General features: G+C 65.3%; 7 protein-coding genes. 5 read left to right on the forward strand and 2 right to left on the reverse strand.

All coding sequences use genetic code 11. The features are described 5' to 3' along the window. Window positions 1-1,734 (reverse strand): ATP-binding protein, encoded by a 1,734-nt coding sequence (locus tag C8K14_RS01415; protein WP_369974024.1) that lies wholly within the window; start codon window positions 1,732-1,734, stop codon window positions 1-3. Between the two features lie 229 nt (window positions 1,735-1,963). Between C8K14_RS01415 and C8K14_RS01420 the strand changes: the two genes are divergently transcribed. The 5 genes from C8K14_RS01420 to C8K14_RS01440 all read left to right on the forward strand — a co-directional run bounded on the left by C8K14_RS01420 (window position 1,964) and on the right by C8K14_RS01440 (window position 9,998). Next, window positions 1,964-3,307, forward strand: coding sequence for a dicarboxylate/amino acid:cation symporter (locus C8K14_RS01420; protein WP_107715388.1), 1,344 nt, complete (start codon window positions 1,964-1,966; stop codon window positions 3,305-3,307). A gap of 30 nt (window positions 3,308-3,337) precedes the next feature. Further along, a complete protein-coding gene (locus C8K14_RS01425) occupies window positions 3,338-4,822 on the forward strand; it encodes an alginate export family protein (RefSeq protein ID WP_107715389.1) in 1,485 nt (494 codons plus the stop codon). 87 nt (window positions 4,823-4,909) lie between these two features. Next, the gene (locus tag C8K14_RS01430) at window positions 4,910-6,568 is read left to right on the forward strand and encodes a M20/M25/M40 family metallo-hydrolase (protein ID WP_107715390.1); all 1,659 of its coding nucleotides are present in this window, start codon (window positions 4,910-4,912) and stop codon (window positions 6,566-6,568) included. Between the two features lie 218 nt (window positions 6,569-6,786). Then, the gene (locus tag C8K14_RS01435) at window positions 6,787-8,286 is read left to right on the forward strand and encodes an MDR family MFS transporter (protein ID WP_054131323.1); all 1,500 of its coding nucleotides are present in this window, start codon (window positions 6,787-6,789) and stop codon (window positions 8,284-8,286) included. A 215-nt stretch (window positions 8,287-8,501) separates the two neighbouring features. Further along, on the forward strand, window positions 8,502-9,998 hold the full coding sequence (locus C8K14_RS01440) for a diguanylate cyclase domain-containing protein (RefSeq protein WP_233250842.1): 1,497 nt from the start codon (window positions 8,502-8,504) through the stop codon (window positions 9,996-9,998). Between the two features lie 79 nt (window positions 9,999-10,077). Here the strand turns inward: C8K14_RS01440 and C8K14_RS01445 are convergent, their stop codons facing one another. After that, window positions 10,078-12,588, reverse strand: a complete 2,511-nt coding sequence (locus C8K14_RS01445; RefSeq protein WP_233250843.1) for a TonB-dependent receptor — start codon at window positions 12,586-12,588, stop codon at window positions 10,078-10,080. Window positions 12,589-12,725: the final 137 nt, after the last annotated feature.

Here is a 12,725-nt window from a genome sequence, read left to right on the forward strand (position 1 = left end):
CTATTCCGCCACGGCCAGACTGATGCGGAAACAGGCGCCTGCAGGGCCGGGCACGTGGACCAGGCTGCCGCCGAATTCTTCCATGATGTCCTTGGCGATCACCAGCCCCAGGCCAAGGCCCATCGGCCGGCTGGTGGCAAAGGGGGTGAACAGCCGCGCGGCGATATCGGGGGCAAGGCCGGGGCCATTGTCGGCGATGTCCACGTCGACCATCGCGCCATCGCGGCGGATATCCAGGCGGATCGCCGGATCGGCGGTGCCGGCCAGCGCCTCGATCGCGTTTTGCAGCACGATCACCAGCACCTGTTCCAGCCGGGTCTTTTCCGCCCGTACCTGCCAGGCCGGATCGGGCGCGGGAAGGGACAGCGCCACGCGGCCCAGTTGTTCTTTCAGGATCAGCCGCGCGCCATCGATCGCCTCGGCCAGGGGCACTGCGCCATCGCCCCGGCTGCCCTTGCGGGCAAAGCCGCGCAGATGCTCGGTCACGGCGCCGATGCGATCGGCCAGGCGGGTGATCGCCGCCAGGTTGTGCGCAACTTCGGCGCTCTCGCCGCGGTTGAGCAGCAGCGTGGCGCTGGCGGCATAGTTGCGGATCGCGGCGACAGGTTGCGCGGTTTCGTGGGCGACACTGGCAGTAACCTGGCCCAGCGTGGCCAGGCGGTTGGCCTGGCGCAGCCCTTCGCGCAGTGTGGCGGCGCGGGCTTCGGCCGCGGCGCGCTCGTGTATTTCGCTGCGCAGTTCAGCTGTCGCCTGGGCCACCGCGCTTTCCAACTGGGCAGTGCGGCGGCGCCGTTGACGGGCGCGCTCCACCAGCGCGGCGGCCACGGCGCCGATCAGCAGCACGATCAGCGCGGTGATCGCCTGGGCCACGCGCACGGCGGGATAGACCGCGCCGGCCAAGGGCAGCGCCAGGTTGACCCGCCAGCCCGCCGCATCTGGCGCCGTCGCGACCGCAAGGTGCGGCGTATCGGTGCCGGCGGGCACCACCATGCCGTCGCGGGCCAGGGCAAAGGGCGCCGTGGGCAGGGCTGCCACACCCAGCGACAGCCGTTCGACCCGCGCCAGGCCAGGATCGAGCGGGGCTGTTGCGGCAAAGCGCCAGGCCGGGCGGCTCGCCACCACGATCACGCCGGCGCGATCGGTGACATACGTAATGCCGCCCGCGCGGCGCCACGCGCTTTCGATGCCGTCGAACTCCAGCTTGACCACCACCACCGCCGCCCCGCCGGCGGCGCGGGTGGCGAGGTAGAGCCCAGGCCGGTGGCTGGCAGTGCCCAGGGCAAACTGCTGTGCCTGCCCGGTTTGCAGGGCCTGCTGGAAATAGGGGCGGAAGGTGTAGTCGCGCCCCATGAAGCTGTGCGGCTGGCGCCAGTTGCTGGCGCCAAAGGCCATGCCCTGGCGATCGATCACATAGATCGCCGCCGCGCCGAATTCCTGGGCCAGTGCCTCCAGCTTGCGGTTGAGCGCGGCTTGCGCTGCCGGGGCGGGCGCATGGCCAGCGACAGGCGTGGCGGCCACCAGGTCCCGGTCATCAGCCAGCGCGCGCGGCAGCAGGCGGAACCGCGCGATTTCGCTGGTGAGCAGCGCCTGGCGCAGCCGCAGGTCTTGCCCGGCGCGCGTTTCCAGCCGGGCCAGCATGACATGGCGCGTGATCGCGCCGGCCACCCCGGCCGCCGCCATGGCCACCAGCACGGCGGCCACCAGCGCCATCGCCACGGCGCGGAATCGGTTCAAACTACCCACGCCAGACGCATAGCATGATGTGTCAAAATCTGCACATCGGGATTTTCGAGTGTGCCGATTTCTGGACAAAGAATGCCATCGCGATTTGGCAAGATTCTGAAAAAGCGTCACTTATATGGGCCGTAGCAAAAGCTTTCGGTGGGCAGGGCCGCCGCCTATGGTAATGGCCGAGCAGGACCGAGCAGCGCGCCCTGCCGAGAGGACGAAAGGCTTTCCCACGATGAACCTCGCTGTCACCACTCCGTCTGCGCCCGTGGCCGGGCAGGGGCCACAGCGGCCTCGCAAGTGGTATCGCCACCTCTATGTCCAGGTCTTGACCGCGATTGCCGCGGGTGTGCTGCTGGGGCATTTCTATCCGGCGGCGGGCGAAGCGCTCAAGCCGCTGGGCGATATGTTCATCAAGCTGGTCAAGATGGTGATCGCCCCGGTGATCTTTCTCACCATCGTCACCGGGATTGCCGGCATGCGCGATCTGGCGGCAGTGGGCCGCGTGGCGGCCAAGGCCTTTGCCTATTTCCTGTTCTTTTCGACGCTGGCGCTGATCGTGGGCCTCATCGTGGCCAATGTGCTGCGGCCGGGGGCGGGGCTGAATATCAACCCCGCCACGCTCGATGCCGGCAAGGTGGCGGATTATGCCGCCAAGGCGCACGAAAGCACGATCGTGGGCTTTCTGGGCGCGATGATCCCGGACACGTTCCTTTCGGCGCTGACGCAGGGCAATATCCTGCAAGTGCTGGTGGTGGCAGTGCTGTTCGGCATTGCCCTGGCCTCGGTCGGCGATCGCGGGCAGCGCGTGCTCGATCTGCTCGAAGACGTTTCGGGCGTGGTGTTCAAGCTGGTGTCCATCGTGATGAAGGCGGCGCCGATCGGTGCCTTTGGCGCCATGGCATTCACCATCGGCAAGTATGGCGTGGGCAGCCTGGCCAATCTCGCGCAGCTGGTGGCGGCGTTCTATGTCACTTCCGCGCTGTTCGTGCTCGTGGTGCTGGGCGTGGTGGCGCGGCTGGCGGGCTTTTCGATCCTGCGCCTGATTGCCTATCTGCGCGAAGAGCTGCTGCTGGTGCTGGGCACCTCGTCTTCGGAAAGCGCGCTGCCCGCGCTGATCGAGAAGATGGAGCGGGCCGGCTGTTCCAAGACCGTCGTCGGCCTGGTCGTGCCGACCGGCTACAGCTTCAATCTCGATGGCACCAATATCTACATGACGCTAGCCGCGCTGTTCATCGCGCAGGCGTGCAACGTGGAATTGACGCTGGGGCAGCAACTGCTGCTGCTGGGCGTGGCGATGCTCTCGTCCAAGGGCGCGGCCGGGGTTACCGGCGCGGGCTTCATCACGCTGGCCGCCACGCTGTCGATCGTGCCGAGCGTGCCGGTGGCGGGCATGGCGCTGATCCTGGGCATCGACCGCTTCATGTCGGAATGCCGCAGCCTGACCAACTTCATCGGCAATGCCGTGGCCACCGTGGTCGTCTCGCGCTGGGAAAACGCGCTCGATCATGAACGCCTCGACGCCGCGCTGCATGGCCGTTCGCTGCCTGCCGCGGTGGAACAGGCGCACGCTGCCTAAGCAGCGGCGCATCTAGGGAGAGAAACCATCATGGACCTGCGTTTTTCGCGGCTGCGAGCCGCCACGGCCCCGCTTTGCCTGCTTTCCGGCACCCCGGCCCTGGCCGAAACCACCGCCGAACCGGCTGGCGAAGCCCAGCGCAAGAGCTACCCGGCCGCCTATAATGGCGATGCGGCGGCGGCACCGGGCGGCTATGCCCTGTCACGCTGGGCAGAGGATTGGCGGGTGATGCAGAACCCAGCCAAGCGCGACGATCCGCTCGACCGGCTCAAGTTCATCCCGCTCGATGACGATGGCGATGTCTATCTCACGGTCTCGGGCGAATTGCGCCTGCGCATGAACCTGACGACGAACCCCAACTTGCGCGATGCCCAGGCGCAGCGGCAGGATATCAACCGCGAAACGCTGGGCGCCGATCTGCATATCGGGCCACACCTGCGCTTCTATGGCGAGATTTCGCATGGCGGCATCGGTGGGCGTAACCTGGGCGTTCCGGCGGCCACGCTGCGCAACGACCTGGTTCTGCTCCAGCATTTCGTCGAAGTGGGGGCAGACATCGGCAGCGCCGAGGTTGGCGCGCGCTATGGCCGGCAGGAATTTACCGACGGGCCCAATATCCTGGTTTCCCAGCGCGACAACAACACCATCCGCTATACCCTCAACGGCTTTCGCGGCTGGGTGCGCGGGGCCAAGGCGCGGCTGACGGTGTTCGATCTCAAGCCCACGGCCTATGGCGACCTGGGCACCGATGATGACGTGATCGATCCCGCGCGGCGTTTCTCCGGGGTGACGGCGGGGTTTGTCCTGCCCAAGACCACGCTGGGCGGCTCGCAGCTCTATCTCGATCTGTTTGCCTGGCGGCGGCGCAACCTGGTGGGCACCTGGGGCGGGCGGATCGGCCCGGCCACGCGCTATTACGCCGGGGCGCAGCTGCGCGGCGATGTCGGGCGGCTGGGGCTGGACTGGTCGGTCAACCACCAGTGGGGCACGTTCATGAACCAGGGCATCGATGCCTGGCAGGCGTTCCTGGCGCAGACCTGGCGGATCGGCAACGGCCCGGCCAAGACCGCGCCGCGCATTGGCGTGCATGTCGACTATGCCAGCGGCGGCGGTGGCTATGGCCAGGGCAAGCTGCGCAATGCCTATGCCCCGTTCGGCAACAACATCTATTTCAGCTATCAGCTCTATCTCACCCCGTCGAACCTGGTGGCGGTGACGCCGAACGCCAGCTTCACCCCGTTTCGCAATGCGCGGATCAGCGCGGAATACGAACTGGCCTGGCGCGATGATGTGCACGACGCGGTCTATCGCGCCAATGGCCAGCCCTTTGCCGGCACGCAGAACGGGCGCGGGCGCAAGATTGCCGATGTGGTGCGCGCGCAGATGGTGTGGAACGCCACGCCGCGCCTGACGCTGACCGGCCGCTATGAGCACCTGATGGCGCGCGCGGCATTGACCGATGCCGGCTATCGCAGTTCGGATTTCATTGCTGGCTGGATCAGCTACCGGTTTTGAACCGCTGCGTTGGCGGGCATGATTGCCAGCGATGATCAGGGGGTATAGCTGGGCCATATTCCCCAATCTTCGTGGAGCATGCCCCCCATGAAACAGGCCGCACTCACCCTTTTGCTGTCAGTGGCCCTGCCCGCTGCCGCCCTGGCCCAGGATGGCGCCGGCGTGCCGGTTCCGGCCAACCAGGCCGCCGGGTTTGACCGCATTCGCGAGGGCGATCTGCGCGCCGATCTGGGCCTGGTGGCGTCGGATGCATTGCAGGGGCGCATGTCGTTGCAGCCCGGTGACGATGCCACGGTGCAGTGGGTCGCGGCCGAATTTGCCAAGGCGGGCCTCGAACCGGCGGCGCAGGACGCCGCTGGCGCGCCGAGCTTCCTGCAAAGCGTGCCGCTGGTGGAATACCGGCCCAATGCGGCGGCCAATTTCGTGGCGCTGCGCAGCGGCAATGCCACGCGCCGCTGGCAGGCGCCGCATCTGGTGGGCGGCTATCGCGATGACGTCGATATCACCGCGCCCCTGGTTTTTGCCGGCTATGGCATCACCGCCCCTGGCGTGAGCTATGACGATTATCGCGGGATTGACGCCAAGGGGCGGATCGTGGTGGTGTTCGAGCACGAGCCGCAGGAAAACGATCCGGCCTCGCGCTTTGGCGGCACGGGCAACACCCGCTATGCCACCAACCGGGTCAAGGCCTTGAACGCCCAGGCCCATGGCGCGCTGGCGCTGGTCGTGATGGCCGAGCCCAACCGCAAGCATCCCTCGAATTTCGACCGCATGATGCGCATTGGCGGCAGCGCCAAGCGCACGCCGCCGATCCCGGCGCAGGCCCTGGTTGACGACGCGCTGCATATTCCGGTGATCACCGTGGATGATGAGGCCGGGGCCGCGCTGCTGGCCGGCACGGGGCAAAGTGCCAGTGCGCTGCAGGCCGCGATCGACCGCGCGCTGGTGCCGCAATCGCGCGCCGTGCCCGGGGCTGAGGTAACGCTCCACCTGGAAAACACCGTGCGCTCGCGTGGGACCACCTGGAACGTGGCCGGGCTGCTCAAGGGATCGGACCCCACGCTGGCGCCCGAAACCGTGATCATCAGCGCGCATCACGATCACGACGGGTCCAGCGGTCCGGAAATCTGGCACGGCGCCGATGACAACGGCTCGGGCACGGTGGGCGTGGTCGAACTGGCGCGCGCGTTCATGGCCAATGGCGCGCGGCCGCGCCGATCGATCCTGTTCACGGTGTTTGCCGCCGAAGAGCGCGGGCTGCTTGGTGCCTATTACATGGCCGCCCATCCGCTGCGCCCGCTGGCGACGACGCGCGCGATGATCAATTTCGACATGATCGGCCGCAACGAGGCGCCAAGCGACCAGACTACCGGGCTGATCGACATTCCCGCCGATACCACCAACCGCCTCAACCTGATCGGCGCGGCCTATAGCCCGGATTACGCCCGCACCGTGGCCGAGGCCAACCGCAGTGTCGGGCTGGTGCTCGATGATCGGTTCGACCACGAAAACGCGCTCAACGTGTTTTTCCGCAGCGACCAGTTTCCCTTCGTGCTCAACAACATTCCCGCGTTCTGGTTCTTCACCGGTTTCCATCCCGATTATCACCACACCACTGACACGGCCGACAAGATCAACTACGGCAAAATGACGCGCATCCTCAAGCTGACCTATCTTTCTGCCTGGCGTTTTGCCGACGAGGCGACGCCGCCCGCCTTCGTCGCCGATCCGCCCGGCAAGCGTTGATCGGCAAGCCCAAAGCCAGCCAAAGGGGCGGGGTTTCAAATCCGGCCATGGTGCCTATATCGCGGGCAAGCATAAGGCTGGCGGGGTTGCCCGTGGCCTTTCCCGTTGCTGCGCGCCCCGCTTCCCGGCGATGGTGGTGCGCTGTCTCGTCAGACCAGAAGTGAACGTTTGCCCATGATCTTTCCTGCCTGCACCCGGCTCGGCCCGTGGGGCTGCCCATGCTAGCGCCGCGCCGCCGGGGGATTGCCACTGTCAACGCCGAGATCCGCGATGGCATCGTGCCGGCCGCCCACGCGCTCACCCCGGCGCGCGATCCTGGCGGGCCGGAGGCATCGGGCGCAAACTATCGCCTGGTTGCGCTGATCGTCGCTTCGGCGTTGTTCATGGAATTCGTCGACGCCACCGTGCTCGCCACCGCGCTGCCGACAATGGCGCGCGATTTCGGCGTGCGGCCGGCGGAAATGAGCATTGCGCTGACCTCGTACCTCTTGGCGCTGGCGGTGTTCATTCCCGCGTCGGGCCTGCTGGCAGACCGGTTCGGATCGCGCACCGTGTTTCGCGCCGCGATCGCGTTGTTCATGGCGGGCAGCTTTGCCTGTGGCCAGGCACCCAGCCTTTCCTTGATGGTCGCCGCGCGCTTTCTCCAGGGGATGGGCGGGGCGATGATGATCCCGGTTGGCCGGCTCGTGCTGCTGCGCAGCGTGGCCAAGCAGGATATGGTCAATGCCATGTCGTGGCTGCTGGTGCCGGCCTTGATCGGGCCGGTGATCGGGCCGCCGCTGGGCGGTTTCATCGTGACCTATCTCGATTGGCGCTGGATTTTCTACCTTAACCTGCCGGTCGGCGTGCTCGGCCTCTGGCTGGTTGGCCGTTATATCGCCAACTTTCGCGAAGACGTGCCGGCCACGATCGATTGGGCCGGCTTCGTGCTCAGCGGCGTATCGCTGGGTTGCCTGCTATTCGGCTTCGAAATGGCCAGCCGTGCTGGCCAGGGGACACTGGCCGGCAGCCTGCTCGCGGTCGGCGCCGTCGCCGGTGTGTTCTATGTCCGCCATGCGCGCGGGCGGGAAGGGGCGATCCTCAACCTCGCGCTGTTGCAGGATCGCACATTCCGCCTGTCGGTGATTGCCGGCTCGGTCACGCGGATCACGCAAGGGGCGCAGCCATTTTTGTTGCCCTTGATGATGCAGGTGGGTTTCGGCTTTTCCGCAGCGCGCAGCGGGATGATCACGGTGGCGACGGCGATCGGCTCGCTGGCGATGAAGGCCGCTGCCCCGCGCGTGCTGCGGGCGCTGGGCTTTCGCCGCACCCTGGTGTGGAATGGCGTGATCGGCACGGCGGGTTATGCCATCTGCGGGCTGTTCGGGCCGGGCTGGCCGGTATGGGCGATGTTTGGCGTGCTGGTGCTCTCGGGCTTTTTCATGTCGTTGCAGTTCACCGCCTATAACACCATCGCCTATGACGGCATCGCCCCGCAGCAGATGAGCAGCGCCACCGCGTTCTATGCCACGTTCCAGCAGCTGATGCTGTCCTTGGGCATCTGCCTGGCGGCGGCAGCGCTGCACGTGGCGATGCTGCTGCACGGCCATGCGCGGCCGCTGCTCGACGATTTTGCCGCGGCGTTCTGGACGGTGACCGCCATATCGCTGTGCGCCACGATCTGGAACCGCCGCTTCGCGCCCGATGCCGGGGCGGAAATCAGCGGACATTCCGAATGAGCCGAACCGGTTGGGGTTAGGCGCGCACCTTAAGATATCGGGTTTTGCCCGGCCAGGCGGACAGATTTTCCCCTTTGCCACAACGCTTTGACTTATAACAATAAATAGCAATACGACCGGCCCTATGCTGTCACCCGAAGTGCAGGGATTAGGGAAAAGTTTACCCTGGTTCGTTAATTTCTTGGCAAAGGGTCGGGACAGGAAAGGGACGGGATGTGGTAGACACATCGGAAGAGGCACGGCTTGCGCTGCTGGAACGCCTGGAACTGCTCGACAGCGCGCCAGAGCAGGAATTCGACGCGGTGGTGCAACTGGCGCAGCAGCTGACGGGCTGCAAGATCGCGCTGGTTTCGTTGGTCGATGCACACCGGCAGTGGTTCAAGGCCAAGGCCGGCCTGGACGTGAACGAAACCCCGCGCGACATCGCCTTTTGCGCCCACGCCGTGGCTGCTGACGACGTGCTTGTCGTTCCCGATGCGCGGCAGGATGACCGCTTTGCGGACAATCCGCTGGTCACCGGTGCGCCCGATATCCGGTTCTACGCGGGCGTGCCGATCCATGCCGCCGAGGACGCAAGCGATGACACATCGCCGCGCCTGCCGCTGGGCACGTTGTGCGTGATCGATGACCAGCCGCGCACGATCGATCCGGCCTCACTCAAGATGCTTGGGCATTTGGCCACCTTGGTGGAAACGCTCATTTCGGCGCGGCGCACGGCCGCGCTGGCCGTACAGATGGCCGAAGAGCGCGGGCACAACTTGCGCGATCTGAGCCGCAAGCACCGGCAACTGCGCCAGGCCGAGCGCATTGCCAACATCGGCTCGTGGCGGCTGACGCTGGGGGACAACCAGCTGGAATGGTCCGACCAGACCTATGCCATTCATGAGATGGAGTGTGGCGCGGAGATATCGCTGAAAGCCGCACTCGATTTTTATGCCGAAAAGTCGCGTGAAATCCTGGTGAGCACGATCGAGCAGACGCTGGTGACGGGCGAGCCATTCGATGTCGAAGCCGATTTCACCACCGCACGTGGCAACTATCGCCGCGTGCGCAGCATGGGTGAATTGGAACTGGAAAACGGCAAGCCGGTTGCGCTGATTGGCGTTTTCCAGGACATTACCGAGCGCCACAAGATGGAAGAGGCGCTGCGCCACGCCGCCCATACCGACGATCTGACCCGGATCGCCAGCCGTGGGCGGTGCAACCAGGTGATCGATGACAGCATCAAGACGACTGCGGCCGCCGGGCAACGCTGTGCGCTGCTGCTGATCGATCTCGATCACTTCAAGGCGGTGAACGATCGCCTGGGCCACCAGGCGGGTGACGATGTGCTGCGCGTGATCGCCTCGCGCCTGCAGGCGCCCTATCTGGCCGGCAGCTTTGCCGCGCGGCTGGGCGGCGATGAATTCGTGCTGCTGATCACCGACCAGGCCCTGCTGCGCGATCTGCGCGGTCTGTTGCGCCGCCTGTTGCTTGACCTGCGCTATTCGATCCGCGCCGACAAGCAGACATTCCGTGTTTCCGCAACGATCGGTGCTGCCTGGCTCGATGCGCAGACCGCGAGCCGCAGTGACCTGCTGCGCAATGCCGATGCCGCGCTCTATGCCGCCAAGCGCCGCGAGCGCGGAACGGCGGTGATTGCCGGCCAGGCCGTGCCGATCGCGCCGGGCCAAAGCGATGTCGCGCCGGTCGCCATCGCGCGCCAGGGCTGATCATGCAGGAAAAACCCGGCCGCACCGATCCGGATGCGGCCGGGTTCATGGTTGGCAGGCATGAAGGGTTGGGGAAACCTTAGAACTTCACGCTGCCTTCCACGCCGACCAGGCGGCGGGTGCCGGGCGTGATGAACGACCCGCCAAATTCCACCGCCGTGATCACTTCATTGAGATATTGCTTGTCGAGCAGGTTGTTGGCGAAGACCGCCAGGCTGAAGCGATCGGTCTGGATGCCGGCGCGCAGGTTGACGATGCCAAAGGCATCGCGCCGCGCCACGTCATACTTGCCATCGCCGACAAAGGCCGGCAGCTGCAGCGCCGAAATCGGCAGCAGCCCCGAAAACACCGTGGGCACCGACTGGTTCTGCACGGTGTGGAACCAGGTGGGCCCGGTCAGGCGATAATCGGCGCGGGTAAAGAAGCGCAGGTCACCGCTGATTGCCTGCTCGAACTCTCCCCCCACGTTGAGCGTGTAATCGGCGGTATAGGGAGACTTGTTGCCCACGGTATAGGGCCGCGAGGAGTTTTTCTTGATCTCGCTGTCGGTATAGTTGAACGATCCGAACAGCTTGACGCCCTTGACCGGCTTGACCGTAACGCTCGCCTCGATGCCTTTCAGGTCCACCCGATCGATATTCGAGACCACACGCAGCAGACCGAAGCTGCCGACGAAGAATTCAAAGAACTGCATGTCGTGGACCTGGGTGTAATACCCGGCGAGGTCGAACGTGAGCGCGCCATTGAGCAGGTTGCCCTTGAGGCCGGCTTCCCACGCGCTCGACCATTCCTTGCGATACTGGTCGTTGACCGTGACATTGGCGCCAAAGGCGTTGACGAAGTTGTCCTTGATGATCTGCGCCGAACCCTGGTTGTTGAAGCCGCCCGATTTGAAGCCGATGCCCCAGTTGGCATAGAGGTTGAATTCGCGGGTGGGCTTGTAGCTGAGCGTGACCTTGGGCTCGAACTGTTCGAAGCGGGCATGCTTGTCGGTCAACGGGCCGAACGCCTGGCCGGGGTTGATCGGGCCGCCGGTGAAGGGATCGGTGGCGGTGGGCACCAGCGAGGACGACTTGCGATCCTCGATATCATAGCGCAGCGCGAGGCCGGCATCGAACTTGTCATTGGGCTTCCACTCCACCGAGCCGAATGCGGCATAGACATTGGTCTTGAAGCGATCGGCCAGCAGCAGCGTGGTGGGGTTAGTGGAATTGGGCGCGTTGTAGAGCTGCTTGATCACGCCGTTGCCGGTATCGGCACCCAGGCTGACGCCGACCGTGCGCTTGATGTGCAGGTAATAGCCGCCGAGCTGCCAGTTGATCGCGCCGGCATCGCCGATCAGGCGCCATTCGGTGCTGAAATCCTGCTGCTTGCGCACCTGGTACTGCGTGCCATCGCAGGTGGTCGGGCTGTAGGGACCAAACGTGGAGCCGGTGGTCGGCGCAAAGATGAACGGCACCGGGGTCTGCCCGATGAAGCCGGGCGGGTTGACCGGATAGCCGGTGAGCGCCGCCGTGCTGGAAAAGCAGGAATTGACTGCGGCCTGCGCCTGGGGGTTGGCGGCGCTGAGGAAGCGGCCGAAATCGGCCGAGGTGCCATCGGCGACCAGATCCTGGTTTACGTTGGAATAGAGCGCCCAGCCCACCAGCTTGATCTTGTCGGTCAGCTGGTGGTCCAGCTTGATCGAGGCGTCAAAGCTGGTCTGGTCATTGGTGGGGCGGATGTTGTTGTAGAAATGGAACGGGTGGGTGTTGACGTTCTCATAGAACGCCCCACCGAAATTGGGCAGGTGGAACGCGGCGTTGAAGGGCAGGGAGGCGCCGTGAAACTCGCTGTAGCGCGCCTTGATATCCAGCTGGGTGGGGCCGCCCTGGCCCACCATCACGCGGCCATCGACGGCCCAGTTTTCCTTGTCGTCCACCGTCTTGGAATTGGTGAAGGTGTTTTTGTAGAACCCGTCGGTCTTGTAGTAATAGCCTGCCAGCACGAAGCCGACATTGTCTGCCACCGGGCCGGCGATGTGCGCGCTCGCTTCCCAGGTGTTGTAATCGGCATAAGACAGCTTGGCCGCGCCGGTCATCGTGTCGGTGGGCTTAAGCGACTGGATCACGATGGCGCCGGCGGCGGCATTGCGGCCATAGAGCGCGCCTTGCGGGCCCTTGAGCAGTTCGACCTGCTGCAATGTGCCCTGCGGCTGGTTGAGATGGGCGGTATTGGTCTTGAGAATGCCATCGACCACCAGCGCGACCGAGCTTTCCGCGTCGCGTGCGCCGTTCATGCCGCGGATGTTGATCTGGGTATCGCCGGCCTCGGCCGTGCCGGTGACGATGGTGACGCCGGGCGTCAGCTTGACGAAATCCTCTGCCTTGACCGCGCCGGTGCGTTGCAGGGCATCGGCGGTGAGCACGGCGACCGAGGCGGGCACATCCTGCAACCGCTCGTTCTGGCGGCGTGCGGTGACGATGATGCTGCTATCGTCGCCAGACGCGGCGCCAGACTGTGGCGCCTCTTGCGCAAAAGCGGGCGTTGTGGTGGCCATGGCGGCCAGCACCGAAACAGTGGCAAGGAAGCTCGAGTGGGAAAGTCGCATTGCATTCTCCCTGTTCGCTGGCGCGGCCCCACCCAGGGCCTGGCGCCGATATCACCCGCCGGTCTTTTTCGTGCCCCCATGGCTGACGCGGCTTGATGGATACAAATAGTATTGTATACAAATCTCAGGTCAAGGTC

Source organism: Novosphingobium sp. GV079, from assembly GCF_003058045.1.
Classification (GTDB): Bacteria; Pseudomonadota; Alphaproteobacteria; order Sphingomonadales; family Sphingomonadaceae; genus Novosphingobium; species Novosphingobium capsulatum.

Bases quoted from the DNA above. Each gene is read 5' to 3' on its own strand.
- C8K14_RS01420 (WP_107715388.1), top strand. From the start codon at position 1,964: ATGAACCTCGCTGTCACCACTCCGTCTGCGCCCGTGGCCGGGCAGGGG.
- C8K14_RS01425 (WP_107715389.1), top strand. From the start codon at position 3,338: ATGGACCTGCGTTTTTCGCGGCTGCGAGCCGCCACGGCCCCGCTTTGC.
- C8K14_RS01430 (WP_107715390.1), top strand. From the start codon at position 4,910: ATGAAACAGGCCGCACTCACCCTTTTGCTGTCAGTGGCCCTGCCCGCT.
- C8K14_RS01435 (WP_054131323.1), top strand. From the start codon at position 6,787: ATGCTAGCGCCGCGCCGCCGGGGGATTGCCACTGTCAACGCCGAGATC.
- C8K14_RS01445 (WP_233250843.1), bottom strand. From the start codon at position 12,588: ATGCGACTTTCCCACTCGAGCTTCCTTGCCACTGTTTCGGTGCTGGCC.